The following is a 26,593-nucleotide window of genomic DNA, read 5'->3' as shown; positions in this document are numbered from 1 at the left end:
CCGGCCCGGCGGTCACGTCGCGAACTCATTCGTTTACCGAGTGTGACCTATGGGTAACTCGGCATACTCGGGCCCGACCCGGTGACGGGCGACGGGGACGCGGGGCGGGCGCGGCGCCCAGGGGCCGCCGCGACGGTCCGGTGTCACCCACGGTAACCGAACGGGAATTCGTGGGAATTCCACGTTCGGGCGGCCTTCCGCCGCCCTTCCGCCGTTTCCCCCTCCGCCTCCGCGCACGGGCCGTACACCCTGATCCGGACAGGACGACAACGGCCGTAAAGGCGCTGCCGGCATTGACCGGGGAGGCCGGCCCTCGTGATGATCGGAGCGGAATTCCGGTGGTCACTCCTCCACCAGCCGCACCACACCACGTACCGGGAGTCAGCCCTTGCCCCCCGCCCCGAGCCGTGCCCGTCCCCCCGCCAAGGCCCGCGCCGCGGTCCGCCGCCGTACCGCTCACGTCCTGCTCCGGCCGGGGCTGGCCGCGACCGTGCTGGCGCTCGCCGTGCCGGCCGCCGCGCCGGGCCCGGCGCAGCGCGTGACCCCGGTCTCCGCCCCGGCGCAGGCGCGGGCCGTCCCCGCCCCACCCGGACTCGCCCGTATCGAACGGCATGTCGAGAAATTCCAGCGCGTCGCGGACCGGAACGGCGGGCGGCGCGCCTCGGGAACACCCGGCTACGACGCCTCGCTGCGTTATGCGGAATCGCTGCTGGAATCCGCCGGATACCGGACCCGGCGCGAGGAATTCTCCTTTCCTTACACCGAGACATTGAAAGAGCAACTGCTTCTGGCGGGCGGACGGTCACCGCGTGTGGTCGTCGCCGGCTACGCCCCCTCCACCCCCGCCGCCGGGCTCCGCGCCCGTTTCGCCGTCCTGAGGGGAGGCGCGGAGCGGGCCCGTGGGTGCGCCCCGGCCGCCTACGAAGGGGTGCGGACGGCGGGGAGGTTCGCCGTCGTACGGGCGGGCGGCTGCGCTCTCGACCGGAAGGAACGGCTCGCGGCCGGCGCGGGTGCCCGAGCCCTGCTCGTCGTCAACGAGGCGCCGGGGCCGTCGCACGGCTGGCTCGCGGCGGACGGCGCCGCCCGGCTCCCGGTCGGCGGGGTGAGTCCCGGGACGGGCCGTCTCCTGGCGCGGGAGGCGGCCGCGGGGAGGACGGGTGTGCTGACGCTGCGCTCGCGCACCGAGCGGCGCCGTACCCACAACCTGCTGGCCGACGCCGGGCCCGCCGCCTTTGGCCGTACGGTCGTGGCGGGCGCCCACCTCGACTCCGTACCGGACGGGCCGGGGATCAACGACAACGGCGTCGCGGCCGCCGTCCTGCTCGAAACGGCCCTGCACGCGGCCCCGTTGACGGGTGCCCGGGGCGACGGGGCGGGGGTGCGGCGGCGTTTCGCGTTCTGGGCGGCGGAGGAGTTCGGGCTGCTCGGCTCGCGCCACCACGTCGCCTCGCTCGGCGCCCGGGAGAGGGCGCGGGTGACGGCGTACCTCAACCTGGAGATGGTCGGCAGCCCCAACTACGGGCTGTACGTCCTGGGCGCGGCGGCCACCGCGCCGGGGCCGGGACAGCCGCCGGCCGCCGGCTCGGGCGGGATCGAGCGGCGCTTCCGCGCGGCCTTCGCCGCCCTCGGGGAGCGCACCCGCCCCGCCCCGGCCGACGGACGCTCCGACTACGTGCCCTTCGTCGCCGCCGGGATTCCCGCCGGGGGCCTGTACGGGGGCTCGTTCGAGCCGAAGACCGCCGGGCAGGCCCGGCTGTGGGGCGGGCGGGCCGGGGCGCCGCACGATCCCTGCTACCACCTGCCGTGCGACCGGTCCTGGCAGTACAGCCGCCGCGCCACGCGCCTCAACAGCGCCGCGTTCTGGCGGGTCTGGGCCTCCTACGCGCTGAGCCCCCCGGCGCGGAACACCCACCCGCGGCGCACCGCCGCTCCCCCGGAGCCGCCCTCCCCGCCGGTGCCCGCGGCCCCGGTGCCGCTCCTGACGCGGGGCCGGTCGTGACGGCGGGGCGGGCCGTGGTCGGGGCGCTCGTGGTGGACGGCCTGGGCCGGGTCTTCGTCCAGCGGCGCTCCCCGGACCGGCGGCTGTTCCCCGGCTGCTGGGACGTGGTCGGCGGCCGGGTCGAGGACGGGGAGCGCCCGCTCGCGGCGCTGCGCCGCGAGATCGAGGAGGAGACGGGATGGCGGCTGCGGCGCGTGCTCGGCCTGCTGTCCGTGCGGGACTGGGAGGCGGACGGCGTCACGCACACCGAGCACGACTACCTCGTCGAGGTCGACGGGGACCTGGCGGCGCCCCGGCTGGAGGCCGGGAAGCACACGCGCGGCGCGTGGCTCGGGCCAGGGGACCTCGGCCTGCTCGACGTGAACCTGCGCCTGAGCGGCTCCCCCTTCGTCCACGACCTCGTGCGCGCCGCGCACACCTGGCTCGGCCGGCACCGGACGCCGGGACCGGCCCCCCGCTGATCCACCGGAGGCCACCGGCTTCCGGGCGGGCCCTGCCCGCCCCGGCACCGGCGCGTTCCGTCCGCCCCGCCCGTCCGGTTCTCACCGTCGAAGGAGGAGCCCCCGCATGCCCCCACGTATGCCCGTGCGGCGCCGCCGCGTCCTGCTCGTCGGCTTCGCGGGCCATCAGGGCCGCGAGTACCTGGGGCCGGTACGCGAGCAGGCCGAGGTCGTCGGCGGTGTCGAAGTGCGCGCGGAAGCCGCCGAGTTGGCGAGGAGCGCCGGGTTCCCCTGTTTCGGCAGTGTCGGTGAGGCGCTGCGGGAGGCCGAGTTCGACACCGCGCTCGTCACCGTCCCGCACCACGCGCACTTCGCGGTGTGCGAGGAGCTGTTACGGAACGGCAAGCACGTCGTCAAGGAGAAGCCGTTCGCGGTGACCGTCGCCGAGGCCGAGCACCTCGTGTCCCTCGCCGCCGCCGTGGACCGCGGCGTTCTCACTCTGCTCCAGCGCAACTTCAACCCGGTCTTCGCCTTCGCCCGTGAGCAGCTCGGCCGGATCGGTTCGCCGTACTGGTTCTCGTACGACTACCACCTGGCGCTCGGCCGGGCGACGAGCGGCTGGCGGGCCTCCCGCGACCAGGCGCTCGGCGGGGTCCTGCTCGACATGGGCTACCACCTGATCGACGTCCTCGCGGGGCTGTTCCCGCCGCCCTCCCGGGTCGAGGCGGTCTTCACGCACCGCTACGCGGAGATGCGCGACCGGCGGCTGGAGGATCTGGTGTGCCTGCTGTGCGGCTACCCCTCCGCGACGCTCGCCGGTTCGCTGCGGGTGTCCCGGCACCACTACGAGAAGACCGAGCGGCTCCTCGTCCTCGGCACGGCGGGCGCGCTGAGCGTCGAGCCGGACCGGGCGCTGCTGCACCTGCCGGGCGATCCGCCGCCCGTGCGCTTCCTGCGCCCGGGGACCAAGGCGGACATGGTGCGGGCGATGTTCAGCGAGTACTTCGGGCGGCTCGACGACCGCGCGTACCGCTCCGCGCACCTGGGCCGCCAGCTCAGCACCGTACGGACCATCGAGGCGGCGTACCGGGGGCGGGCCGGGGCGGGTGCGGCGGCCACGGTCCCGCGTCCCGCGGCGGCTCCCGTCCCGCCCCGTACGCCCACCCCGGGGGAAGGGAACGGCCGTCCGTGACGATCCTGCTCGCGCGCTCTCCCGCGCAGTACCTCGCCGCCGCCCTGGCCCGCCCCGGTGGCGGCGGCCGGGAGGTGCCCGCGCTCGACGTGGGGGGCGCGCACGTGTGGCCCCGGCGGATCGCGGCGCGGCTCGGGCACGAGGTGGCCGTGGCCGGGGCGGGGACCGCCGAGCCGGGCGAGGCGGTCGCCTACCTCGCGCGGCACGGGCGCGCGGACCATCTCGTCCTCGCGGTGGGGCCCGGGGAGTTCGCGTATCCCGCCGCCGTCTTCGCGCTCGCCAAGGGCGCCCGGCTGGCCGTCCTGCCCGGCCCGGAGACGGACGCGGTGTGCGCGGCGCTCGCGCGCGAGCCGGACGCCCGGTACGTGACGCTGGCCGGCCCCTCCGCGCTCCTGAGTTTCCGGCTCACCGCCGCCCTGCGCGCGCGTTTCCCCGCGGTGGACCTCGGGGTGCTGTGCGCGGGTACGGTGGCGGCCCTGTCCGATCTGGTGTGCAAGACCCTCACGCACCAGGAGGCCCCGGCGGGCTCCGACGTGTTCCTCGCGCCGCTGCTCAAGGGGGCGGAGCCGCTGCGGCAGGGGCGGCTGACGGTGTACCCGCAGGACGCGGTGGACCCCTCGCTGTTCGCGGACCGGGGCCCGCAGTACGAGGACGAGCGTGGGGAGGCGGCCCCGACCGGGGCCGGGGCCGCCCCCGGCGCCGCCCTCGACAGGCCGCTGCACCGCGTGTTCAGCCTCCTCACGCACGGCAGCGAGGACTACCTGCGGCTCACCTCCGGGGACCTGCTGTGCGGGCTGACCGGGGACCCCGGTGAGCGGGCGGCGGCGCTGCGGGAGCCGACGTCGGCGCCCGCGTGCCTGCGCGGCGACGGGTGCGTGTACCCGCGGACGAGGCGCTGGGACCCGGCGAGCGTGCCCGCGCAGATCGTCTTCGTCAACGCGTGTCTCACGGTGAAACTCGGCACTCAGCTCTTCGGGGGCGGCGAGCGGTTCACGGTGGGCCGCCGTTTCCTCGACGCCTGGGCCGGTACGTACGTGGCGAGCCCGCTGCTCAAGGACGGCTCCCCGGCCGAGAACCTCCTGTTCCACCAGCTCCTCGACGAGGGGCTGTCCGTCGCGGCCGCCGTACGCGTCGTCAACGACAACCTCCGGCGCTGGGGCGTCGACGCGCCCGAGATCCTGGTTTTCGGCGACCCGGAGGCGGTGTACGCGAGCCCGCCCCCGGGCGTCCCCGACCCGGCGGTGCGGGTACGCGGTTCGTCCGGCGGCGGGGTACGGATCGAGTTCACCGGGGAGCTGCCCGCGCGCGTCCGCGTCCCGCTTCCCGGCCCGGAGACGCGCGAGGCGTACCGCGCGGGGCGGCTGCGGATCACGGCGGGCGCGCCGTTCGGCGGGCGGCTGCCGGTGTACGGGGCGCTCGGCGAGGTGGACGGCGAACTCTCCGCGTTCGTCCTCGGCTTCCGCACGCGCCCGCTCGACCCGGACGGCCCGCCGTGCGCCGTGACCGTCACCGGCCGGCCGCAGGTCACGGACGCCGAGCGGATCGTGCGGGCCGTCGAGCGCTACGACAACCTCGCGAGCCTCGACATCAGGCTCGACAAGACCCGCTCGGTGCTCGCCGACGCCGCCAACAGCCTGCCCGCCGTGGCCCGCCGCACCCGCGCCCTCACCGCCGAACTCACCCAGTCGGAGCCGCTGCACCGGGCGACCGCCCGGGTCCTCGACAACTGCGCGCGCCTGGACCGGCACCTCCTGGACACCCTGCTGCGGCTCACCGAGACCCGCGAGTACCACTTCGTGGAGGCGTACCGGCCCACGTACGCGGTGTGCCGGGTCGACAGCCCGCACGGCGCCTGCCCGTACTGCGGGGAGGCCCTGTACCGCTACCACAGCGCCCATGTCCTGCGGCCCGCGCTGCGCCGGCTCCTGCTGTCCTGCCCGGTGTGCGGCGCGGTGCAGGACACCGAGGACGACTCGGTGCGGCTGCGGCTTTCGGGCCCGGGGCTCCTCGTCCCGGGGCGGTCCACCGAGGTGCGCGCGGAACTCGCCAACGACGGGGCCGCGCCGCTGGACGTGCTGCTGGGCGCGCGGATCACCCGGGGCAGGCCGTACGGCTTCGGCTTCCGGCTCGAACCCGACCGGCTGCGCGTGGACCCCGGCACCTCCGCCACCGCCCGGCTGACGGTGACCACGCCCGCCCCGCTGCCGCCCGGCGCCGTGCGCCACACCGTACTGCTGCGGCTGTACGCCGTCGGCATGGGCCGCATCGACTTCGCGGGCCGCGACCTGCGGTTCGGCGAGCCACCGGGGGGCGGGGGGCCGGAGGCCCGGGAGCCGGGGGGCGGGGGGCCGGAGGCCCGGGAGCCGGGCGGCCCGGAGCAAGGGACCCGGGAGCTGCGGGGCCGGGAGCCACAGGCCCGGGGGCCACGAGCCCGGGAGCCAGAGACCTGAGAGCCAGAGGCTCCGGACCGCGAGGGCCGCGCGAGGACCGCCCGGACCGCGAGGACCGCGAGGACCGGCCTCAGCGCCCGGGGCCGCGCGGTACGCCAGCGCCTTCTCCTCTCCTCCTCTCCCCTCGACGACCGCCTCTCTCCCCCTTCGACCACCTGGACCACCGCGACCACCGCGACCCGTAAGGACGACGCCCCGCCCATGAGCACGCGCACCCCTACCCGTACCCATCCCGCCCCGGACGCGCTCGCGCTCCTCGGAGGCGCGCCCGCCGTCACCCGCCCGCTGCCGCACGAGGTGTGGCCGCCGCCCGCCGGGGAGGCCGAACTGGCCGAACTCGCCCGGCAGCGCGACACCGACATCTCCATCAAGGGCAGCAGCGGCCCCGTCAAGGCGCTGGAGGAGGCGTTCCTCGGCTTCCTCGACCACGGCGCCCGCTGGGCCGTCACCTTCAACTCCGGTACCAGCGCGCTGCTCGCCGCCTACTTCGCGCTCGGGGTGCGCGAGGGCGTCGAGGTCGTCGGGCCCGCGCTCACCTACCACGCGGCGCTCAGCCCGGTGTTCGCGCTGCGCGGCGACGTCGTACTCGCCGACATCGACCCGGTCACCCGCTGCCTGGACCCGCGCGCCCTGGAGGCCGCGATCACCGAGCGGACGAAGGTCGTGACCCTCGTCCACCAGTGGGGCCACCCCGGGGACGTCGACGCGGTGCTCGGCCTCGCCCACAAGTACGGGCTCAAGGTGGTCGAGGACTGCTCGCACGCGCACGGCAGCCGCTACCGGGGCCGGCCCGTCGGCACCTTCGGGGACGCCGCCGTCTTCTCCCTCCAGGCGAACAAGGCGGTGTACGCGGGCGAGGGCGGCGTCCTCGTGACCAGCGACGCCCGGGTGCACGACCGGGCGACGCTGCTGGGCCACTACCGGGACCGCTCCCGCGAGGAGGTGACGGATGCCGCGCTGCGCGCCCACTGGGTCACCGGGTTCGGGCTGAAACTGCGCATCTCGCCGTTCAACGCGATCGTCGCCCGGCACGCGCTCGCGGCGTTCCCCGCGCGCATGGCCGGCCGCCACCGCTGCCTGCGCCACCTCGGTGAACTCCTCGCGGACGTACCGTATCTGGAGCCGGTACGCGTCGCCGACCACGTCGACATGGGCGCCTGGTACGGCTACAAACCGCTCTACCGCCCCGAGGCGCTCGGCGGGGTCGACCGCCGCGTGCTCATCGCCGCGCTGCGCGCCGAGGGCCTGGAGACCGGCGCCCCCTCCGGCCCGCGCCTGGGCACCCTCCCGCTGTACACGGCCCCCGAGAACCCCCTGTTCCCCGGCGTCCCGAAACGCCCGTCGGGGCCGATGCCCGGTTCGCACGCCGAACACGTCGAACGGCACGCGCTGTCCCTGCCGACCTTCACCGACTGGCCCGGCGACCGGCCCCTCATCGAGGAGTACGCGGCCGGCTTCCGCAAGATCGCCCGGCACGCGGACGCCCTCGTCCGGTACGCGGCCGGCGAAGGGCGTCCCACCGCACACCCCCAGCCCGCCTGAGCCCGCGCGCCGAAGGACGCGCCGCGCGCAACGCACCACGGAAGAACGCACCACGGAAGAACGAACCACGGAAGAACGCACGGAAGAACGCACCACGGAAGTAGGACACATGACCGTCAAGGAATCCCCCGAAGCCGCCGCCCGGGTCCTGCGCCACGCGATGGAGGGCGAGGACCTGCCCGACTCCTTCACCCTGCTGGGCCGGGAGTGGGACCTGCACCGGGGCGTCTTCCCCGGCACCCTGACCGCCGCGACGGAGGTCATGGCCTCCGCGGTGCCGTACCCGGTGGGCGGCTCCTTCCTGGAGGTCGGCTGCGGGACGGGGGTCGTCGCCGTCACGGCGGCCCTCGCGGGCTGCGCCCACGTCACCGCGCTCGACATCAACCCGAAGGCCGTCGCCAACACCCGGGCCAACGCGCGCCGTCACGGCGTCGGCGACCGCGTACGGGTCCTGCACAGCGACCTGTACGGGTCGCTCGGCCCCGAGGACCGCTTCGACGCCGTGTTCTGGAACGTGCCGTGGACGTACGTCGAGGAGGACTTCGCCCTCAGCAGCGACCTGCACTCCGCCGTGTTCGACCCCGGGTACGGCGGTCAGGCCCGGTTCGTGTCCGGCGCGGCGCGGCACCTCGCTCCGGGCGGCCGGCTGCTCATCGGCACCGCCGACCTCGGCGACCGCGAACGCCTCGACGCCTTCGCCGCCGAGGCCGGCTACCGGGTCGAACTCCTGCGCCGCGTACGGCGGATCGAAGTGGTCCGGGTCATGGAGTACCACCTGCTGGAACTGCGGACGGCCACCGCGTGACGGCGAGGAGGGACCGTCCGTGACCACCGCCGCGGACCCGTACGCCGACGGGCCCTACGCCGACGGGCCGTACGCCGCCGATCTCGCGCTGGCCCTGCGGCTGGCCCGGCGGGCCGGCACCCTCACCCTGTCCCGGTTCGGCGCGCGGGACCTGCGGGTGCACGGCAAACCCGACCGGACCCCGGTCACCGACGCGGACCTGGCGGTGGAGGACGTGCTGCGGCGCGCCCTGGCCGCCGCCCGGCCCGCCGACGCCTTCGCCGGTGAGGAGGGCGGTGGCGAGGCCGGACCGGGGCGCACCTGGCTCGTGGACCCCGTCGACGGGACGAAGAACTTCCTGCGCGGACTGCCCGTGTGGGCCACCCTGATCGCCCTGCTGGAAGGCGGCGTCCCGGTGCTCGGCGTGATCGGCGCGCCCGCGCTGCGCCGCCGCTGGTGGGCGGTACGCGGCGGGGGCGCCTGGCTGAGCGAGAACGGCGCGTCGCCCCGGCGGCTGGGGGTCTCCCGGGTGACGGAACTCGCGTCGGCCTACCTGTCGACGACCCGGGTCGACACGTGGCGCGCCTTCGGCCGGGCCCCCTCTTACGCGGCGCTCGCCGCCGCCTGCTGGGAGGACCGGGGCTTCGGTGACTTCCTCCAGCACTGTCTCGTTGCGGAGGGCGTGCTCGACCTCGCCGCCGAACCCGCCGTCGCGCCCTGGGACATCGCCGCCGTCCAGATCCTCGTGGAGGAGGCCGGCGGCCGGTGCACGGACCTCGACGGCGGCGACCCGCAGCACGGCACCGGCGCGGTGTCGGCCAACCCGGTCCTGCACGCACGCGCGCTCAGCACCCTGGCCGCCGCCCACACCCCGCACCACTGACACCCCGCACCCCTGGCACCCCCACCCGCCCGCCTCACCTCCACGACGAGCGCACTCACCACGAGGAGCAAGCCATGACCGCATCGACCCCGGTCCCCCCGACGCAGCCGCGCGAGAGCGAGGTGCGCCGGGCCCGCCCGGACGACGTACCGCGCGCCGTACGGACCCTGGGGGCGGCCTTCGCCGACTACCCGGCGACCCGCCACACCGTCGACGCCGGGGACCACGCCCGCCGGGTGGCCGAGGTGCAGGAACTGCTGCTGACCCGGGTGGGTATGGAGGCCGGGGAGGTGTGGGTGGCCGACGACGGCGACGCCGTCGCCGTCTGGACGACGCCCCGGCACGACAACGTCGGCGCGGTGTTCGCCGAGATCGGCCCGCGGCTCGCGGAACTGTCCGGGGACCGGATCGGCGCCCAGGCCACGATGGAGGCCGCGCTCGCCCCGCACCGGCCCACCGGACCGGTGTGGTTCCTCGCGACGGTGGGTGTCGCCGACGGCCGCAGGGGCCACGGGCTCGGCAGCGCCGTGCTGCGCCCCGGGATCGAGGGGGCCGCGAAGGACGGCGTCCCCGCATTCCTGGAGACCTCCGACCGCCGCAACCTGCCGTTCTACGCGCGCCTCGGCTTCGCGGTCACCGCCGAGGTCGACGTACCGGACGGCGGCCCCCGCACGTGGTGCCTGACCCGGCCGCCGCACTGACCGGCCGCCGCACTGACCGGCCCCGCGCCCCGTCACCCCGCCCGTTCCCGCCCGCTCCGACCGGCTCCGACCGGTTCCGACGGGCTCCCGCCAACGGAAGGACGTACGCCGCCATGCCCGACCCCGCCTCCCGGCCGGCAGCGCCGCCGCCCTCGCAGCCCGTCCCGGCAGGTCCTCCCGGGGAGGGAGCGGCGCACCCGGAGCGGTTCGCCGATCAGGTGCTCCTGTTGCGGCTCATCTGGGGCTACATGTCCTCGGACCTCGTGGACCTCGCGACCCGGCTGGGGGTGCCCGAACTGATCGGGCGGGACGGGGCGAGCGCGGAGGAGGTCGCGCGGTCGGTGGGCGGGCGGGCCCGGGACGAGACGGGACCGCCCGGCGGGGCCGAGGACGGCGCGCACCCCCTCTCCGTACTCCGCTTCCTGCGGGCCCTCGCCTCGCTCGGGCTGCTGACGGAGGACGCGCCCGGCCACTTCCTGCTGACCACCGCGGGCGACCGGCTCCGCCCCGGCGCGCCCGACTCCCTGTACGCCTTCGCCCGCCAGGGCACCGGCGTGTTCCGGCAGGCGTGGAGCCGGCTCGAACACAGCGTGCGCACCGGGGCACCCGCCTTCGACGAGGTCTTCGGCACCGGTTTCTTCCCGTACCTGCGGGAGCGGCCCGAGCTGTCCGCGACCTTCGCCGCCTCGATGCGCGAGGCGACCCGCACGCTGAGCGCGGCGCTGGCCGGGGAGTACGCGTTCCCGGCGACCGGCACCGTGGTGGACGTGGGCGGGGCGGACGGCACCCTGCTGGCCGCCGTACTCGGGGCGCGGCCCGGGGCGGACCGCCTGACCGGTGTGGTGTTCGACTCGGCGCAGGGCGCCCGGGACGCGACCGCGACGCTGCGCGCGGCGGGGCTCGCCGACCGCGCCCGGGTCGAGACCGGCGACTTCTTCACGGCCGTGCCCGCGGGCGGGGACCTCTACGTCCTCAAGAGCGTCCTGCACGACTGGGACGACGACAAGTGCGGGCTGATCCTGCGGAGTTGCCGGGAGGTGGTACCGGCGGGCGGGCGGCTGCTCATCGTGGAGGTGCTGCTCCCGGGGCGCGTCACACCGGGCACGGACCCGCTGGCGTACCTCAGCGATCTGTACATGCTGGTGAACATGGGCGGACGCGAGCGCACCGAGGAGGACTTCCGCGCGCTCCTGGCCGCGACCGGCTTCCGCACCCTGGCCGTCACCTCGCCGTCCACGCTCGCGCCGTTCTCCCTGATCGAGGCGGAGCCGGTCTGAGGCGGAGCCGGTCTGAGGCGGAGCCGGTCTGAGGCGGAGCGCACGAGTCGTCGCATACCGTACCGTGCCCGACAAGCAGCCCTTGTCGTCGAAGTCTCGCTCATTGTTGGACAGTTCACCGCGTCTCCTGGTGTGCTGGTCCACGGTGGCGGCGGGCACGCTTCAGCGCTCCCCCCAGCTCGCCGCCCCACCCTCCCCCGTCCCGCTCCCGTACGCGCGTGAGCCCCAGGAGACCCGCATGTCCCCCGCCCGAGGCCCCGCCCCCACCCTGCCCCGCCCCGAGACGGCGGCGCCGGACCCCCGCAGGTGGTGGGGGCTCGCGGTGATCGGCCTCGCGCAACTGCTGGTCGTGCTCGACGCGACCGTCGTCAACATCGCGCTGCCCTCGGCGCAGCGCGACCTCGGCATGTCGGACACGGACCGGCAGTGGGTCGTCACCGCGTACACCCTGGCCTTCGGCGGGCTGCTGCTGCTCGGCGGGCGGGTGGCCGACCTCGCGGGCCGCCGGCGGCTGCTGCTGACCGGTCTCGCCGGGTTCGCGCTCGCCTCCGCGTGGGGCGGCCTGGCACCGGGCGCCGGATCGCTGTTCGCGGCCCGCGCGCTCCAGGGCGCCTTCGCCGCGCTGCTGGCCCCCGCCGCGCTGTCCCTGCTCACCACGCTGTTCCCCGAACCGGCCGGACGGGCACGGGCCTTCGGCGTGTACGGGGCGCTCAGCGGAGGCGGGGCCGCGGCCGGGCTGCTCGCGGGCGGGGTGCTCACGGAGTACCTGGACTGGCGCTGGTGCCTGTTCGTGAACGTACCGCTCGCCGCGCTCGCCCTCGCGGGCTGCGCCCTGCTGCCGCGCGACCGCCCCTCGGGACCGGCCCGCCTCGACCTGCCGGGCGCGCTGCTGGGCTGCGGCGGACTCCTCGCGCTCGTCTACGCGTTCGCCGAGGCGGCGGGCGGCTGGAGCGAGCCCCCGGTCCCGCTGCTGCTGCCCGCCGGACTCGTGCTGCTCCTCGCCTTCGTCGCGGTGGAACGGCGCGGCACGCATCCGCTGCTGCCGCCCCGGCTCCTCGCCGACCGGCGGCGCGGCGGCGCGTTCCTCGCCGTGGGGCTGCCGCAGGTCGGCCTGTTCGGCCTGTTCCTCTTCCTGACGTACTACTTGCAGGAGGTGCTGCGCCTGTCCCCCGTCGTCACCGGGCTGGCGTTCCTGCCGCTGTCGGCCGCGATGGGCGTGGGCGCGACGGTCGTCGCGGGCCGGGCGCTGCGCCGGGGCGTCCCGGCGAGGACCCTGGTCGTGGCCGCGCTGACCGTCGCCGCCGTCGGCATGGCCCTCCTGACGGGACTCGAACCGGACACCGCCCACGTCTACCCGACCCGCCTCCTGCCCGCCCAGCTCCTCATCGGCCTCGGCATCGGCTGCACGATGATGCCCGCGATGATCACCGCCTCCGAGGGCGTGGCCCCCGGGGAGGCGGGGGTGACGGCGGCGATCGTCAACAGCGCCCAGCAGGTGGGCGGTTCCCTCGGCCTGGCCGTCCTCAGCACGGTGTCCACGACGGCGACACAGACCTACCTCGTACGCCACGGGGGCGAGGGGACCGGCCGGGCGGCGGCGACCGTCCACGGCTACACGACGGCGATCACGGCGAGCACCCTCGTCCTGCTGCTCACGGCGGCCCTCGCCTGGGTACTGCTCCGGCCGGGGCCGGGGGCGCGCCCGGCACCGTACCCGTCACCGGGGGCACCACCGGCGCCCTGACGGGAACGGGGCCAGGACCTCACCCTCCCCGCCGCAGACCCGCCAAACGACTGAAATCCGGGAGCGGCACCGGTAGCGTCGCAGATCAGTGAGGGTCTTCCCCGCGTGCGCAGGGGTGGTCCCCATGGTCACGGTGAACGATTGAAGGGTGAGCCGTCTTCCCCGCCTGCGGGGGTGGTCCCCTCTGCGTGGTGGCGGCCTGGAGAGAGAGGACGCCCTCCCCGCGTACACGGGGATGGTCCCCGCCGTTTCCGCTGCCGGCCCGCGCCCACGCCGCCTTCCCCGCGCACGCGGGGGTGGTCCCCACTACGTCATCTCGGTGACGCTGGACGGCGGCGTCTCCCCGCCGACGCGGGGACGGGCGGGCCGCTCCTCACCGCCCCGGGCGGCTCTTCGCGCGGTCGAGGGCCGCTACGCCGACGGCCGCGAGGACGGTCTGGATGGCGAGTTCGACCCAGTCGACGCCGTCGGTGTCGGCCACGTCGAAGCCCGCGGCGATCGCCGTGCCGATGAGGGCGGCGACGATGCCGACCGCGATCGTCCACAGGACGCCGATCCGCTGACGGCCCGGTACGACCAGGCGGCCCAGGACGCCGATCACGACACCGATGACGATCGCGCTGATGATTCCGGAGATTTCCATGATCGCGTAGCCCCTCTCCCGATGGCGCGGCCGCGCTCCGCGGCCGCTTCTACAGCTCTGTAGATTGATGCTGCCCGGGATCGCGCCGCGCAGTCCCCCGGGGCGCGCCTCCGCTACCGCCACCGGGCCGGTCCGCGTCCCTCCCGGCCCTGACGCCCCCCGGATGGTTTGCTGAGCGGATGATCGAGCGTACGGAGACCGGGGCCGGGGACGAGGCCGTCGCCCAGGCGGCCGCCGAGGCGGTCGCGCGGCGGGACCTCGCCGTGCGGGCCGCCGTCGTACAGGGGATCGTGGGCGAGCGCCGGCCGCTGGCCGGGCTGCTCGACGTGACCGGCGTCCGGCGCACCGCGCGGGCGCTCAAGTCCGCGTTCGCCGCCGTCGTACCGGACGCCGCCCTCGTGCAGCACACCTTCGCCGTCAAGGCCACGCCGCTCGTGCCGCTGCTGCGGCTGCTGTACGAGGACAAGATCGGCGCCGAGGTCGCGAGCGCCGGGGAACTCGCCCTGGCGCGGGCGGCCGGGGTGGGGCCCGCGCAGATCGTGCTGGACTCGCCCGCGAAGACGGTGCCGGAACTGCGCGAGGCGCTGGACGCCGGGGTCATGGTCAACGCGGACAACGCGCTGGAGCTGGAGCGGATCGACGCCCTGCGCGCCGAACTGCCGGACTCCGCCTCGACGTTCGGGCTCCGCGTCAATCCGCAGACCGGGACCGGCGCCATCGCGGCCACCTCCACCGCCGGGGCCACCTCCAAGTTCGGGGTGCCGCTGCGGGACGAGGGCGCGCGGGAGGCGGTGCTCGCGGCCTTCGCGCAGCGGCCCTGGCTGACCCGACTGCACGCCCATTCCGGTTCGCAGGGGATGGAGCCGGCCGCGCTCGCCGAAGGGGTGCGGGTCGTGTACGAACTGGCCGAGGAGATCAACGCGGCGGCCGGACGGCCCCAGGTGGACACCGTCGACATCGGCGGCGGGCTGCCCGTCGACCTCACCTCCGACCGGGCCCTGCCGAGCCACGCCCAGTACGCCGCGCTGCTGAAGGAGACCGTGCCCGGCCTGTTCGACGGGCGGTACACGGTGATCACCGAGTTCGGCCGCTCCCTGCTCGCCAAGCACGGACTGGCCCTGGCCCGCGTCGAGTACACGAAGACCTCCGGCGGCCGGTCCGTCGCGATCACCCACGCCGGGGTGCAGATCGCCGCCCGCACCGTGTACGCGCCCGGCTCCTGGCCGCTGCGGGTCGCGGCGTACGACGCGCAGGGCCGGCCGAAGGAGGGCGAGGAGCGGGAACAGGACGTCGCGGGGCCCGCGTGCTTCGCCGGGGACCTGCTCGCGGAGCGGCGCCCGTTGCCGCCGCTGGAGCCGGGCGACTGGATCGCGGTGCTCGACACGGGGGCGTACGGGTTCGCGCACCACTACTCGTACAACAGCCTGGCCCGGCCCGGGGTCCACGGCTTCGCGGCCGGTCCCGAGGGCGTGCGCTTCGCGACCGTGCGGGCCGCGCAGACGCTCGCCGAGATCGTCGCCGAGTCCGGGGGCGAGCACACCCGGGCGCTCACCGACGACCTGTGACGGTCCGCCCCGACGTCCACCGCGTCGCGATCGCCGGCCTTCACCGCACCCGCCGCGGCCGCCGCACCCGCGCCCGCACCGCCCGGCGGCCGTTTTCCGCCGGGGCGGCCTGAACCTACCCCGGCGCGGGCCCCGTTGACCCGTCTGTCGGGAAAGAGGCCCGAGGCTTCCCTCCCGGCCCTCATTCTCACCTTCAGGGCGGCTTCCCGGCCGCACTTGGGGACTTACCGCACCATTCGGCGCGTTCGGGACGGGATGGTAACCCCGTTCCGCATGTTCCGCTGGAAAATGCCAGAACTCCTGTCCGGCGTGCGGGCGTTGCGTAATCTCACCCTCACAACCCGTACACCGCACCGGGGAAGGGGTAGTTCCGCGTGCCCGGAATCGACGAGTGCCTGCTCGACGCCATGAGGCTGCCCGGTGCCCGCGGAGCCTCCGTCGTGGACTGGATCAGCGGGCTCGCCCTCGGCACGATCGGCGACTCCCCCAACGGGGACCACGAGGCCACCGCCGCCGAGTCCGCCGAACTGGCCCGGATGGCGGCCGAACACCGGGCGTTCGCGGCGACCGACGAGGTGACGCCACCCCCGGCCCCCGGCGGCGCGGGCTCAGGCGGCGCGGGCTCAGGCGGTACGGCCCCCGGCGGCGCGGCCGCAGGCGGTGAGGCCGACTCGCCGCCGCCGGTGGAGGACGTCATCGTCACCAACCGCGACAGCTACCACGTGATGCGTTTCGTGCGGACCACCTTCGACAGCGGCGTCTTCCTCCACCTGTGGCTCGGCCGCGCGGAGGGGAACCTCGCTCTCGCGCGTATCCGGCTGGGCGAGATAGCCGAACGGCTGGTGCTGTGAGCGTGAGCGCGACCCGGACGACACCCCCCGCCTCCCCGGACTCCCCTGTCTCGGCGCTGCTGCGCCGGCTGGCCGCCGAGCGCGCGACGGGCGCCCTGATACGCGACCGGGGGACGCTCTACCTCGCCGACGGCCGGGTCGTGCACGCCGAGGCACCCGACGCGCCGACCCTCGACGTGCTGCTCACCACGGGCGGTCCGCTGGCCACCGAGGGGTGGTGGGCCGCGGTCGCCGAGGCGGGCGCGGACAGCAGCGTCGCCCGCCGGCTCGTCGACTCGGGCCGGGTCCCCGGCGGCACCCTGGAGCTGTGCCGTCTCGGCGCGCTGTACGACGCGGCGTTCTTCGCCCTCGGCCCCTCCAGCCACCCGGCCCGCTTCCGGTACGGCGTCTCGCACTGGCTGGGCGACCTGCACCCGGTGGAGGCGAGGGCCCTGGAGCGCGAGACGGTGCGCCGCCGTGAACTGCTCGACCGCATCTGGCCCGAGGGCGACGTGGACACCGCGCCGCTGCGCCGGCTCGGGCCCCCGCCGGACGGGGACTCCTCCCCGGTCTCCGCGCGCCAGCGGCCCGTACTCGATCTCGTGGACGGGTCCCGCGGCGCCCCGGAGATCGCCCGGCTGCTGGGACGCCCCGCCTTCCACACGCTCGTGGACCTGCGCAGGCTCGCGGCGGCGGGCGTCGTCGCCGCCGTCCGCGCGCCCGCGCACCCGGGCCGGCTCGCCTCCTCCGTACGGGAGTTGCTGCCGGACGTCACGCCCGACCCGGACGTCGCCCTGCTGCGCCGGCTGCGTGACGCGCTGGAGGCGACTCTGTGATCCGGGGCCTGCGACAGCGCGCCGAAAGGAGACAACTGATGTCGGCGGAGGCCGAAGTCCTCGACGAACTGCACCGGCTGCGGGCGCGTGTACCGCTGTTGACCGGGGCGCTCGCGGCGAGCATCGACGGACTCGTCCTCGCCCAGGACACCCCCGGTGTGGAGGCCGAGGGCGTCGCGGCGCTCACCGCCGCCTCGCTCGGGGTGTCCCTGCGGATGGCCGAGGTCACCGGCCGGGGCGAGTTCAGGGAACTGCTGGTGCGGGGCGAGCGGGGGTACGTCGCGACCTACGCGGCGGGCGGCTCCGCCGTCCTCACCCTGCTGGCCGGCGAACGTGTCAACGTCGGCCGGCTGCACCTGGAGGGGCGACGCTCCGGGGCACGCATCGGCGAACTGGTCGACGGCGCGCTGGAGCGCGTCGACCCACGGGAAACGGCACGGTCACCGCGGCCGGCCACGGAAAGGACGTAGCGACTCATGGCCAACACCGAAGCCTCTCTGAAGGAAGCGATGACCTCGATCGAGGGGACCCTCGGGGTCGCCCTCGTCGACTACACGAGCGGGATGGCGCTCGGCACGCTGGGCGGCGGCAAGGACTTCAACCTGGAGGTCGCCGCCGCCGGGAACACCGACGTGGTCCGCGCCAAGCTGCGCACCATGGAGCACCTCGGGCTCCAGGACGACATCGAGGACATCCTCATCACCCTCGGCACGCAGTACCACCTGATCCGGCTGCTCAAGGCGAAGGGCGGCAACGGCCTGTTCCTGTACCTCGTCCTCGACAACCAGCGCTCGAACCTCGCGATGGCCCGCCATCAGCTCAAGAAGATCGAGGCCGAACTGGAGGTGTAGGCCCCGCGCCCTCGCGCTCCCGCGCCCCGGCGCGTCAGCGGCGCCGTGCCCCGCCGGGCGCGGCGTCGCCCGCTTTCGGGCCGGTGGTCCGGTAGCCCTTGACGCGCTTGCCGGCCGGGTCGCCGAAGCGGGGGCCGAGCCAGTCCACGCGCAGCCACACCAGGGCGTCGGCGGCGCGTTCGCGGCGGCCGATCCAGCGGGCCTTGAGCCACAGTCCGCTCCCGCAGCCGGCGAGCAGCAGGCCGCCCGCGGCGGGGGCGGCGAAGGCGCTGCCGAGCGCGGCGAGGAAGGCGAGCGCGAGCCACCAGCGGTGCCCGCGCCGCCAGCCGCGCACCGTCACGGCCCGGTCCTGGAGGACGTCCCCGCGCGCGGCCCGCGTCGCGGTGTCCAGGCGGTGGGTGTAGCGGGAGCGGTGGACGCGCGCGACGACGAGGGCCGCGAGGACGTACAGCACGACTCCGCCGAGCAGGCCGGTACGGCGTCCGGTGAGGCCGCCGACCGCGAGCCCCGCCGCCGCCGCGAGGAGGCCGGACCAGAACAGGGGCGCCGCCCCCGCCCGTACGACGACCGCGACCCGCGCGAGCCCCTGACCACCCCGTACGCCATCCCGAACGCCACCCGCCATGACCTGCTCCTCCCGCTCCCCGGTGTCCCGTCGTCACCGTCCGCCGCGTGGTGAGCGGGAGGCTAGCGGCGCTTGATGAGGAGACCGTGAGAGGGCGCGGGCGGCGGCCCGGCGGTCAGTCCACGAAGAGGCCGCGGGCCGCCGCCTTGCCGTCGAACTCCTCCAGCCGGGCCTGAGCGTCGGGCAGGTGGTCGCACATGGCCTCCAGGAGGACCCGGCCGAGCAGCATCGGCCCGCAGGCCGTGTCGAAGGCGAGGCCGGTGCCGACGGCGGCGGGCAGCAGCAGGTCGGTGTGGGCGGCGACCGGGGCGAAGGCCGAGTCCGCGACGGTCACGACGGACAGCCCGCGGGCCCGCGCGTGGGCGAGCGCGTCCACGACCTCGCGCGGATGACGCGGCAGCGCGAAGCACAGCAGGGCGCTCGCCCCGGCCCGTACCGCCGCGTCGATCCTGTCCTCCAGCATCGTGCCGCCCTCATCGAGCAGGCGGACGTCGGGGTGCACCTTGGCGGCGAAGTACGAGAAGCCGAACGCCTGGGAGGCGGCGGCGCGCAGGCCGAGCACGGGCAGCGGGCGGGAGGCGGCGAGCAGCGCGGCGGCGCGTTCGACCGGCGCGGGATCGGCGAGGACCTCGGCGAGCCGGCGCAGGTTCTCCATCTCCCCGGCCACGGCCTGCTGGTACTCGTTGGGCTCGCTCTCGGTCGTCCCGGTCGCGGGCGGGACGGTCTCGCGCAGGTGACGGCGCAGGGCCGGGTAGCCGTCGAAGCCGAGGGCGACGGCGAAGCGGGTCACCGAGGGCTGGCTGACCCCGGCCAGTTCCGCGAGTTCGACGCTGGACAGGAACGGCACCTCGTCCGCCGCCCGCACCATGCAGTGCGCGATCCGCCGCTGGGTCGGGGTGAGCCGCCGGCCCTCGAACAGGACCTGGAGCCGGGCTGCGGGGCTGTCGCTCATGCCATTCAGTTAAGCAGAGTCCTGCATGGATGTATGCGGAACCGGAGAGGAAGGTGCGGGGGCGGAGAAAATCCCTGAGAAGGACGGGATTGGGCGGGTCCGGAAGCGGGCAGGGGTCGGAGCGGCAAAGAATTACCAACCGGCACAAATCCCGCACTCTGACCCGGTACGGGCTGACGGAAGGAGACCGCATGTCCTCGAAGCGACGCCGCAAGAAGAAGGCGCGCCGCAAGAACGCGGCCAACCACGGACGCCGGCCCCAGAGCTGAGCGAAGGGCCCCGGGCGGGCCCGTTCGGGAGAGGGGGGGGGGGGGGGGGGTGCCCCCCCCCCCCCCCCGCCCGCGGGCGGCGGGGGGGGGGGCCCCGGCGGGCCCGCGCCCCCCCCCCCCCCGGGGGGGGGGGGGGGGGGGGGGGGGGGGGGGGGGCGGGGGGGGGGGGGGGGGGGGCGGGGGGGGGGGGGGGGGGGGGGGGGGCCCCCCCCCCCCCCCCCCCCTCTCGCGTACGCGCTGCCGGGTGGTCACCGCGAGGGACCGGCCGCCGCCCCACGACGGGCGAGGGCGGCGGGGAGCACGCTCGCGGTCACGGCGAGCACCGCGCACGCGCCGGCCGTCGTGGCGAGCGCCGCCCACGGGAGGGCGAGGGTGACGGGCGCCGACTGAAGCGCCATCGCGCCCCACAGCCCGCCCAGCCCCACAGTTGCCGCCCCGCCGCCGTGATCCGCTGGAACGGCTCAGTCCGCGCGAACGGGAGGTGCTGGCGCTGGTCGCCGAGGGCCGGTCGAACGCGGCCGTCGCCCGTGAACTCGTCGTGTCCGAGGCGGCCGTGGGCAAGCACATCGGCAACATCCTCACCAAACTGGACCTGCCCCCGGCCGCCACGACCCACCGCCGCGTCCTCGCGGTCCTCGCCTATCTGCGCGCCTGACAGGGGCCGGGGCCCGAAAGGGGGGGTAGCCCCCGTGTGCGGAAAGGCCCCGCTGCATAGCGTTTGCGGCATGGAAGCCCATGACCAGGAGCTCAGGAAAGAGCTGAACGCGACCCTCCAGGCGCGCCGCGAGCTGGGCGAGGACTACGACTCCGCGCTCGTGGAGTCGTTCCTGGAGAAGGTGGACCAGCGGATCGACGGGACGGTCGACCGGCGGGTGCGCAGGCAGCTGGCCGAACAGCAGATGGTCGTCGCGCGGGGCAGCGCCGCTCCGCCGGCGGGGCTGCCGGCGGGCCGCTGGTTCCACCGCTTCGGCTTCGGCGCCGTCTCGCTCGTCCTGGCGATCCCGCTGTCCGCGATCGGCGCGAGCACCGCGCACCTGCCGGGCCTGATCGTGGCCTGGGGCGGGATCGTCGGGGTGAACCTCGCGCACGCGGCGCACCACGCGCCGTGGTCGCGGCACTCCGGCCGCGAACGCGGCGCGCGGACCGGGCAGGACTCCCCCTGGGAGGAGTGAAGGGCCGGGGCGCGCGCCTCGCGCCCGCGTCACGGCGGGGCGGTGAAGGGCCGCGCGGGGGAACGAATGACCGATACGCGGGGACCGCCGCACCCCCGTTGAACGGGGGGCGGGACGACGGCGGTCCCCGCGGGGGACGCGGGCCGGGTCAGGGCCGGGCCGCACGTCCTAGGCGTCCTTGGAGGTCCGGGAGCCGCTCCGGAGGTTCCATGGCGCCGTTTCGGTCGCCGGCCAGAAGGGGAGCCGCTCCCTTCCTGCCGACACCCACTAATGTGCCGGACGCGTGTTAACCGGGTGCTGCGTCGACGTGACGCCCTCGTACCACTTGCGCGAGAAGTTCGAACATACGGGCGAACGAAGAGTCAACGCGCGGTGAACGCGCAGGACGATCACCGCGTACGGGACCATTCCGCGCGTACCTCGCAGCACCTCGCCGCGCCGCGCCGCGCGGGGCCACGGGCCGGGACCGGCGACGCGGCCGGGCGCTGCGGCGGCCACGGTCCGGCCCGGCCCGCCGCAGCGCGCCGCTCCCCGGCTCCGGGACTACTTCCCGGCCTCGCGGGCGAGGAAGGCGAGGAGGTCCTGGCGGCTGACGACCCCGGTCGGCCTGCCCTCGACGAGGACGATCGCCGCGTCGGCGGTACCGAGCACCGCCATCAGGTCGGAGACGGGCTCGCCGGAGCCGACCTGCGGCAGCGGGGAGGACATGTGCCGCTCCAGCGCGTCGTCCAGGGTGGCGCGGCGGGCGAACAGCGCGTCGAGCAGTTCGCGCTCCACGACGGAGCCCACGACCTCGGCCGCCATGACGTCCGGGTGACCGGCGCCGGGCTTGACGATGGGCATCTGCGAGACGCCGTACTCGCGCAGCACCTCGATGGCCTGCCCCACGGTCTCCTCGGGGTGCATGTGCACGAGGGAGGGCATCGGCCCCTCCTTGTACTTGAGCACGTCACCGACGAGCGGGTCGCCGCCCGCGTGCTCCAGGAAGCCGTAGTCGTTCATCCACTCGTCGTTGAAGATCTTGCTGAGGTAGCCGCGACCGCTGTCCGGGAGCAGGACCACGACGACGTCCTCGGGGCCGAGGCCGCGCGCGACCTCCAGGGCCGCCACGACCGCCATCCCGCAGGAGCCGCCGACGAGCAGGCCCTCCTCCTTGGCGAGCCGGCGCGTCATCTGGAAGGAGTCCTTGTCGGACACCGCGACGATGCCGTCCGCGACGGTCCGGTCGTAGGCGGTGGGCCAGAAGTCCTCACCGACGCCCTCGACGAGGTACGGGCGCCCCGAACCGCCCGAGTAGACGGAGCCCTCCGGGTCGGCGCCGATCACCTGGACCGCGCCGTCGGAGACCTCCTTGAGGTAGCGGCCGGTGCCGGAGATCGTCCCGCCGGTGCCCACCCCTGCCACAAAATGGGTGATTCTGCCCTCGGTCTGCTTCCACAGCTCCGGACCCGTGGAGTGGTAGTGGGAGAGCGGGTTGTGCACGTTGGAGTACTGGTCCGGCTTCCAGGCGCCGGGCGTCTCGCGCACGAGCCGGTCGGAGACGTTGTAGTACGAATCGGGGTGCTCGGGGTCCACGGCGGTCGGGCAGACGACGACCTCCGCGCCGTAGGCCCGCAGCACGTTGATCTTGTCCGTGGACACCTTGTCGGGGCACACGAACACGCACTTGTACCCCTTCTGCTGCGCCACGATGGCGAGCCCGACGCCGGTGTTTCCGCTGGTCGGCTCGACGATGGTGCCGCCGGGGAGGAGTTCCCCGCTCTCCTCGGCCGCCTCGATCATGCGCAGCGCGATGCGGTCCTTCACGGAGCCGCCGGGGTTGAAGTACTCGACCTTGGCCAGGACCGTGGCCTGGATTCCCGTGGTCACCTGATTGAGCTTCACCAGCGGGGTGTTGCCGACGAGGCTGATCATCGAGTCGTGGAATTGCACCGTTGTCTCCGGGCTCCGTGTAAGGGCTCGCTATGGGTGTCGCCAGCCTACGGGGACCACCCGGTGTTCACGGTCCGGCCGCCCGGACCGCGATTGGCGCACCTCCCTCACGGGGCATGGAGTGAATGTACGGCTACGAGGAGGTGCTGCGTCGCATGTCGTCCAGGGCGAGGGTGGCACGGCGGATCGCCGCGGGAGCGGCGTACGGCGGTGGCGGGATCGGGCTGCTGTCGGCAGCCGGGGTCGGGCTGGTCCTGGCCGAGGTCCAGTTGGCGAAACGCACGGTGGGCACCGGCGAGATGGTGGTGCCGCCGCACGCGGACGGGCGGTACGGCAGGACCCTGTCGGCGCTCGCTCTGAACGAGGTCGCGCGGGAGGGTCCGGGCAGCGGGCCGGGCGCCGCGGCGAGCGCGGGCACGGAGGAGCCGCTGCGGTTCGCGATGCTCGGGGACTCGCTCGCGGCCGGACAGGGCGTGTACCGGGCCCGGCAGACCCCGGCGGCGCTGCTGGCCTCGGGGCTCGCGGCGGTCGCGGAGCGCCCGGTGGACCTGCGGAACGTCGCGCTGCCCGGGGCCCGCTCGGACGACCTGGACCGCCAGGTCTCGCTGATCGTGTCCGATCCGGACGGGGTGCCCGACGTGTGCGTCCTCATGATCGGCGCGAACGACGTGACACACCGGATGCCGGCGACCCAGTCCGTTCAGCTGCTGAGCGCGGCGGTACGGCGGCTGCGTACGGCGGGGGCGGAGGTCGTCGTCGGCACGTGTCCCGACCTGGGCACGGTCGAGCCCGTGTACCAGCCGCTGCGCTGGCTGGCCCGGCGTGTGTCCCGGCAGCTCGCCGCGGCGCAGACCATCGGCGTCGTCGAGCAGGGCGGCCGCACCGTCTCCCTGGGCGACCTGCTGGGCCCCGAGTTCGAGGCGAACCCGAGAGCCATGTTCGGCCCCGACAACTACCACCCCTCGGCCGAGGGCTACGCGACCGCGGCGATGGCCGTCCTGCCGACCCTGTGCGCGGCGCTGGGCCTGTGGCCCGAGGAGGAGCACCCGGACGTCACCCGCCACGAGGGCTTCCTCCCGGTGGCGAAGGCGGCGGCCGAAGCGGCCTCCGAGGGCGGCACCGAGGTCACTGCCGTACCGCCCTCCCCGGGCCGGGGGCCCCTGGCCCTCCTCAAACGCCGCCGCCGCGACCGCATCCACCCGGAGGAGGACCAGGGGCCCGCACCACGCCCCCACCAGGAACCCACCGCCTCCGGCCCCACATCCAGCCCGTCCGGCGCGTGAGGACCGGGGGTGCGGAGGTTTCGGGGGTGGAGCCCCCGGTCCCCGCCCCCACCGCTCCCACGGCCCTGAGCAACCGCTTAGAAATGCGTGACGCGTCACAACCCGCGCCTGATGACCGCGAGCCAACCGACCGGTAACTTCACCAGGGCCCGACTGTTTCTCCGACAGGAGCCGTGATGCCCGAAGCCGTGATCGTCTCTGCCGCCCGGTCCCCCATCGGCCGTGCCTTCAAGGGTTCCCTCAAGGATCTGCGTCCGGACGACCTGACCGCGACCATCATCAAGGCCGCGCTCGACAAGGTGCCGGAGCTGGACCCGCGCGACATCGACGACCTGATGCTCGGCTGCGGCCTGCCGGGCGGCGAGCAGGGCTTCAACCTGGGCCGGATCGTGGCCGTACGGATGGGCATGGACCATCTGCCGGGCTGTACCGTCACGCGCTACTGCTCGTCCTCGCTCCAGACCTCCCGCATGGCCTTCCACGCGATCAAGGCGGGCGAGGGCGACGTCTTCATCTCGGCGGGTGTGGAGATGGTGTCCCGGTTCGCGAAGGGGAACTCCGACAGCCTGCCGGACACGCAGAACCCGGTGTTCGCGGAGGCACAGGCGCGGACCGCGAAGGTCGCCGAGGAGGGCGCCGACAGCTGGCACGACCCGCGCGAGGACGGCCTCTTCCCCGACCCGTACATCGCGATGGGCCAGACGGCGGAGAACCTGGCGCGACTCAAGGGGGTGACGCGCCGGGACATGGACGAGTTCGGGGTGCGTTCGCAGAACCTCGCCGAGCAGGCCATCGCGAAGGGCTTCTGGGAGCGCGAGATCACCCCGGTCACGACGCCGGACGGCACGGTCGTGAGCAAGGACGACGGTCCGCGCGCGGGGGTCACCCTGGAGGGCGTGGAGGGCCTGAAGCCGGTGTTCCGCCCGGACGGCTACGTCACGGCCGGCAACTGCTGCCCGCTCAACGACGGGGCGGCCGCGCTCGTCGTCATGAGCGACACGAAGGCGCGTGAGCTGGGCCTGACGCCGCTGGCCCGCATCGTGTCGACCGGTGTCTCGGGGCTGTCCCCGGAGATCATGGGCCTCGGCCCGGTCGAGGCGTCGAAGCAGGCGCTGAGCCGCGCGGGCCTGAGCGTCGGGGACATCGATCTGGTCGAGATCAACGAGGCGTTCGCGGCGCAGGTCATCCCCTCGTACCGCGACCTCGGCATCGACCTGGACCGCCTGAACGTCAACGGCGGCGCGATCGCGGTCGGCCACCCCTTCGGCATGACGGGCGCGCGGATCACCGGCACCCTGATCAACAGCCTCCAGTTCCACGACAAGCAGTTCGGCCTGGAGACGATGTGCGTGGGCGGCGGACAGGGCATGGCGATGGTCGTCGAGCGGCTGAGCTGAGGCACCCACCCCTCGGCGCGACCGAAGCGGAACGCGGAGAGAAGGACGCGCGGCCGAGTCGGGGCGGAGCGCCCCTCTTGCGCCACCCAGCGTGAGCGTCCCGCCACCCGGCGCCGTCTGATCAATTCGTGACCCGATCTCCCCCGGGATGTGATCTAAATCCCGGGGGAGTTTCGTTTGCCCAGGTCAGCGAGGTTGAAGGGTCAACATCCAGCCGGAAAAAACCTCCCAAATGGTGACGTTACGCACTGACAGGTCAGGCGTTCAGGGCTCAAGCTGTTGTAGAAGTTCGGGGGTCTCGTCGGAATCAGGAGTAACGACAGTGAGCGCCTTGCCTCTTGCCCTGTTGATCGTCACGGCCACCGCCGTCGCGGTCGGTGTCGTCGCCCTCCGCGTCGTGCACGTCCTCCGTCGTGAGATCGCCGCGCTGCGGTCCGAACTGGCCGCGCACGGGCGGCCCGCGGCCCGCCTCGCGGTGCCCGCGGCCCGTGCCGACACCGATGCCATACGCGCGGCGGTCGCCGACGCCCTCGCTGAGGAGCGGGAGCGCGAACTCGCCGAGGCGCGCGCGTTCTGGGCCGCGCAGGAGGCGCGGGACGCCTCCGACGCGCCGTCCCTGCTGGGCGGGGTGGCCGGGCTCGGCGAGGAGCTGTTCGGGCCGCGCGGAAGCGAGACGGCCGGGGCCGACGGCCTCTTCGGCGAACTGGGCGAGCCGGGCGGAGCGGGCGAGGCGTCCCTCGCCTACGAGTACGACCTCGCGGACCCCGACGCGGTGTCCGGGGGCGAGGCCCAGGACCGCGGGTTCCCCGCCGACTCCCCCGAGCTGGCGGCGGCCCGCAGGCGTCACCCCTCGCACCCGGACTTCGTCCCCTCGCAGCCCTCGCCGATCGGCGACCACGACCTGACGGTGGCGCGCCTGGAACAGCTGGCCGCCGACCGCACGACGCTGTCCGACGTACGCCCGGGTCCGCTCGGCACCCTCGACGTGTACGTCTTCGAGGACGGCACGACGCTGTGCACCACCCCGGGGCACCGGGAGACGGCCGAGCTGCTCGCGGCGGCGGTGCGCGAGGGGCGGGAGCCCTTCCTGCTGGGCGGCTCCGGGGTGTCCGGCGCCTTCGCGCTGACCTTCGGCTGCGGCGAGGAGAACGTCTACCTGCTCGCCGACCGCGTCATCGCCTCCGTCTGAGCCCCGCTCTCGTGGCCCGCCGGCCCCGAGGGGCCCC

The 26,593-nt window shown here is 75.0% G+C and carries 24 protein-coding genes and 1 pseudogene; 20 read left to right on the top strand and 5 right to left on the bottom strand.

The window, feature by feature from the left end:
* Positions 1-388: 388 nt before the first annotated feature.
* The 10 genes from ACFYMP_RS07945 (at position 389) to ACFYMP_RS07900 (ending at position 13,012) form a co-directional block, all read left to right on the top strand.
* Complete coding sequence (locus ACFYMP_RS07945; RefSeq protein ID WP_388852214.1) at positions 389-1,999, top strand: M28 family peptidase; 1,611 nt, start codon at positions 389-391, stop codon at positions 1,997-1,999.
* Positions 1,996-2,460, top strand: coding sequence for an NUDIX hydrolase (locus tag ACFYMP_RS07940; RefSeq protein ID WP_388852211.1), 465 nt, complete (start codon positions 1,996-1,998; stop codon positions 2,458-2,460). Before ACFYMP_RS07945 ends, ACFYMP_RS07940 begins: the two co-directional genes overlap by 4 nt.
* Positions 2,461-2,566: 106 nt before the next feature.
* A complete protein-coding gene (locus tag ACFYMP_RS07935; protein WP_388852208.1) occupies positions 2,567-3,631 on the top strand; it encodes a Gfo/Idh/MocA family protein in 1,065 nt (354 codons plus the stop codon).
* Positions 3,628-6,081: a hypothetical protein gene (locus tag ACFYMP_RS07930; protein WP_388852205.1), complete on the top strand. Its 2,454-nt coding sequence runs from the start codon at positions 3,628-3,630 to the stop codon at positions 6,079-6,081. Before ACFYMP_RS07935 ends, ACFYMP_RS07930 begins: the two co-directional genes overlap by 4 nt.
* Before the next feature lie 201 nt (positions 6,082-6,282).
* A complete protein-coding gene (locus tag ACFYMP_RS07925; RefSeq protein ID WP_388852202.1) occupies positions 6,283-7,623 on the top strand; it encodes a DegT/DnrJ/EryC1/StrS family aminotransferase in 1,341 nt (446 codons plus the stop codon).
* Positions 7,624-7,732: 109 nt separating this feature from the next.
* A complete protein-coding gene (locus tag ACFYMP_RS07920) occupies positions 7,733-8,428 on the top strand; it encodes a class I SAM-dependent methyltransferase (RefSeq protein ID WP_388852199.1) in 696 nt (231 codons plus the stop codon).
* A 19-nt stretch (positions 8,429-8,447) separates the two neighbouring features.
* A complete protein-coding gene (locus ACFYMP_RS07915) occupies positions 8,448-9,290 on the top strand; it encodes an inositol monophosphatase family protein (RefSeq protein WP_388852196.1) in 843 nt (280 codons plus the stop codon).
* A 74-nt stretch (positions 9,291-9,364) separates the two neighbouring features.
* Positions 9,365-9,991, top strand: coding sequence for a GNAT family N-acetyltransferase (locus tag ACFYMP_RS07910; protein ID WP_388852193.1), 627 nt, complete (start codon positions 9,365-9,367; stop codon positions 9,989-9,991).
* A gap of 113 nt (positions 9,992-10,104) precedes the next feature.
* Positions 10,105-11,268: a methyltransferase gene (locus ACFYMP_RS07905; protein ID WP_388852190.1), complete on the top strand. Its 1,164-nt coding sequence runs from the start codon at positions 10,105-10,107 to the stop codon at positions 11,266-11,268.
* Between the two features lie 238 nt (positions 11,269-11,506).
* Positions 11,507-13,012, top strand: a complete 1,506-nt coding sequence (locus ACFYMP_RS07900) for an MFS transporter (protein WP_388852187.1) — start codon at positions 11,507-11,509, stop codon at positions 13,010-13,012.
* Positions 13,013-13,385: 373 nt separating this feature from the next.
* On the opposite strand, the gene ACFYMP_RS07895 is transcribed toward ACFYMP_RS07900, so the two are convergent.
* A complete protein-coding gene (locus tag ACFYMP_RS07895; protein ID WP_388852184.1) occupies positions 13,386-13,655 on the bottom strand; it encodes a GlsB/YeaQ/YmgE family stress response membrane protein in 270 nt (89 codons plus the stop codon).
* A 179-nt stretch (positions 13,656-13,834) separates the two neighbouring features.
* Between ACFYMP_RS07895 and ACFYMP_RS07890 the strand changes: the two genes are divergently transcribed.
* The 5 genes from ACFYMP_RS07890 (at position 13,835) to ACFYMP_RS07870 (ending at position 17,737) form a co-directional block, all read left to right on the top strand.
* Positions 13,835-15,220, top strand: coding sequence for a diaminopimelate decarboxylase (locus ACFYMP_RS07890; RefSeq protein ID WP_388852181.1), 1,386 nt, complete (start codon positions 13,835-13,837; stop codon positions 15,218-15,220).
* 374 nt (positions 15,221-15,594) lie between these two features.
* A complete protein-coding gene (locus tag ACFYMP_RS07885; RefSeq protein ID WP_388852178.1) occupies positions 15,595-16,071 on the top strand; it encodes a hypothetical protein in 477 nt (158 codons plus the stop codon).
* A gap of 2 nt (positions 16,072-16,073) precedes the next feature.
* A complete protein-coding gene (locus ACFYMP_RS07880; protein ID WP_388852175.1) occupies positions 16,074-16,886 on the top strand; it encodes a transcriptional regulator in 813 nt (270 codons plus the stop codon).
* Between the two features lie 38 nt (positions 16,887-16,924).
* The gene (locus ACFYMP_RS07875; protein ID WP_388852172.1) at positions 16,925-17,356 is read left to right on the top strand and encodes a roadblock/LC7 domain-containing protein; all 432 of its coding nucleotides are present in this window, start codon (positions 16,925-16,927) and stop codon (positions 17,354-17,356) included.
* Positions 17,357-17,362: 6 nt separating this feature from the next.
* Complete coding sequence (locus ACFYMP_RS07870; RefSeq protein WP_388852169.1) at positions 17,363-17,737, top strand: hypothetical protein; 375 nt, start codon at positions 17,363-17,365, stop codon at positions 17,735-17,737.
* A 34-nt stretch (positions 17,738-17,771) separates the two neighbouring features.
* Here the strand turns inward: ACFYMP_RS07870 and ACFYMP_RS07865 are convergent, their stop codons facing one another.
* From ACFYMP_RS07865 to ACFYMP_RS07855, 3 genes are all read right to left on the bottom strand, one after another.
* Positions 17,772-18,362, bottom strand: a complete 591-nt coding sequence (locus tag ACFYMP_RS07865) for a hypothetical protein (protein ID WP_388852166.1) — start codon at positions 18,360-18,362, stop codon at positions 17,772-17,774.
* A gap of 115 nt (positions 18,363-18,477) precedes the next feature.
* On the bottom strand, positions 18,478-19,314 hold the full coding sequence (locus ACFYMP_RS07860) for a MurR/RpiR family transcriptional regulator (RefSeq protein WP_388852163.1): 837 nt from the start codon (positions 19,312-19,314) through the stop codon (positions 18,478-18,480).
* A gap of 517 nt (positions 19,315-19,831) precedes the next feature.
* Positions 19,832-19,981, bottom strand: a complete 150-nt coding sequence (locus ACFYMP_RS07855; RefSeq protein WP_388852160.1) for a hypothetical protein — start codon at positions 19,979-19,981, stop codon at positions 19,832-19,834.
* A gap of 26 nt (positions 19,982-20,007) precedes the next feature.
* On the opposite strand from ACFYMP_RS07855, the pseudogene ACFYMP_RS07850 reads away from it, so the two are divergent.
* Positions 20,008-20,238, top strand: a pseudogene (locus ACFYMP_RS07850) (response regulator transcription factor); the annotation flags it as partial.
* 70 nt (positions 20,239-20,308) lie between these two features.
* Complete coding sequence (locus tag ACFYMP_RS07845) at positions 20,309-20,755, top strand: hypothetical protein (RefSeq protein WP_388852158.1); 447 nt, start codon at positions 20,309-20,311, stop codon at positions 20,753-20,755.
* A 543-nt stretch (positions 20,756-21,298) separates the two neighbouring features.
* On the opposite strand, the gene ACFYMP_RS07840 is transcribed toward ACFYMP_RS07845, so the two are convergent.
* A complete protein-coding gene (locus ACFYMP_RS07840) occupies positions 21,299-22,687 on the bottom strand; it encodes a cystathionine beta-synthase (RefSeq protein WP_388852155.1) in 1,389 nt (462 codons plus the stop codon).
* A gap of 125 nt (positions 22,688-22,812) precedes the next feature.
* On the opposite strand from ACFYMP_RS07840, the gene ACFYMP_RS07835 reads away from it, so the two are divergent.
* From ACFYMP_RS07835 to ACFYMP_RS07825, 3 genes are all read left to right on the top strand, one after another.
* Entirely contained in the window at positions 22,813-23,970 is a 1,158-nt protein-coding gene (locus tag ACFYMP_RS07835; protein WP_388852152.1) for an SGNH/GDSL hydrolase family protein, read from the top strand.
* Between the two features lie 176 nt (positions 23,971-24,146).
* Complete coding sequence (locus tag ACFYMP_RS07830) at positions 24,147-25,367, top strand: acetyl-CoA C-acetyltransferase (RefSeq protein ID WP_388852149.1); 1,221 nt, start codon at positions 24,147-24,149, stop codon at positions 25,365-25,367.
* 322 nt (positions 25,368-25,689) lie between these two features.
* Positions 25,690-26,556 (top strand): hypothetical protein, encoded by an 867-nt coding sequence (locus tag ACFYMP_RS07825; RefSeq protein ID WP_388852146.1) that lies wholly within the window; start codon positions 25,690-25,692, stop codon positions 26,554-26,556.
* Positions 26,557-26,593: the final 37 nt, after the last annotated feature.

It is taken from the genome of Streptomyces sp. NPDC007088 (assembly GCF_042869355.1).
In the GTDB taxonomy this organism is placed as follows: Bacteria; Actinomycetota; Actinomycetes; order Streptomycetales; family Streptomycetaceae; genus Streptomyces.
Note: the sequence above shows the minus strand (reverse complement) of the source record. Positions and strands in the feature narration are given on the sequence as shown.

Bases quoted from the DNA above. Each gene is read 5' to 3' on its own strand.
- ACFYMP_RS07935 (WP_388852208.1), top strand. From the start codon at position 2,567: ATGCCCCCACGTATGCCCGTGCGGCGCCGCCGCGTCCTGCTCGTCGGC.
- ACFYMP_RS07925 (WP_388852202.1), top strand. From the start codon at position 6,283: ATGAGCACGCGCACCCCTACCCGTACCCATCCCGCCCCGGACGCGCTC.
- ACFYMP_RS07920 (WP_388852199.1), top strand. From the start codon at position 7,733: ATGACCGTCAAGGAATCCCCCGAAGCCGCCGCCCGGGTCCTGCGCCAC.
- ACFYMP_RS07910 (WP_388852193.1), top strand. From the start codon at position 9,365: ATGACCGCATCGACCCCGGTCCCCCCGACGCAGCCGCGCGAGAGCGAG.
- ACFYMP_RS07905 (WP_388852190.1), top strand. From the start codon at position 10,105: ATGCCCGACCCCGCCTCCCGGCCGGCAGCGCCGCCGCCCTCGCAGCCC.
- ACFYMP_RS07900 (WP_388852187.1), top strand. From the start codon at position 11,507: ATGTCCCCCGCCCGAGGCCCCGCCCCCACCCTGCCCCGCCCCGAGACG.
- ACFYMP_RS07895 (WP_388852184.1), bottom strand. From the start codon at position 13,655: ATGGAAATCTCCGGAATCATCAGCGCGATCGTCATCGGTGTCGTGATC.
- ACFYMP_RS07890 (WP_388852181.1), top strand. From the start codon at position 13,835: ATGATCGAGCGTACGGAGACCGGGGCCGGGGACGAGGCCGTCGCCCAG.
- ACFYMP_RS07875 (WP_388852172.1), top strand. From the start codon at position 16,925: ATGTCGGCGGAGGCCGAAGTCCTCGACGAACTGCACCGGCTGCGGGCG.
- ACFYMP_RS07870 (WP_388852169.1), top strand. From the start codon at position 17,363: ATGGCCAACACCGAAGCCTCTCTGAAGGAAGCGATGACCTCGATCGAG.
- ACFYMP_RS07865 (WP_388852166.1), bottom strand. From the start codon at position 18,362: ATGGCGGGTGGCGTTCGGGATGGCGTACGGGGTGGTCAGGGGCTCGCG.
- ACFYMP_RS07860 (WP_388852163.1), bottom strand. From the start codon at position 19,314: ATGAGCGACAGCCCCGCAGCCCGGCTCCAGGTCCTGTTCGAGGGCCGG.
- ACFYMP_RS07855 (WP_388852160.1), bottom strand. From the start codon at position 19,981: ATGGCGCTTCAGTCGGCGCCCGTCACCCTCGCCCTCCCGTGGGCGGCG.
- ACFYMP_RS07845 (WP_388852158.1), top strand. From the start codon at position 20,309: ATGGAAGCCCATGACCAGGAGCTCAGGAAAGAGCTGAACGCGACCCTC.
- ACFYMP_RS07835 (WP_388852152.1), top strand. From the start codon at position 22,813: ATGTACGGCTACGAGGAGGTGCTGCGTCGCATGTCGTCCAGGGCGAGG.
- ACFYMP_RS07830 (WP_388852149.1), top strand. From the start codon at position 24,147: ATGCCCGAAGCCGTGATCGTCTCTGCCGCCCGGTCCCCCATCGGCCGT.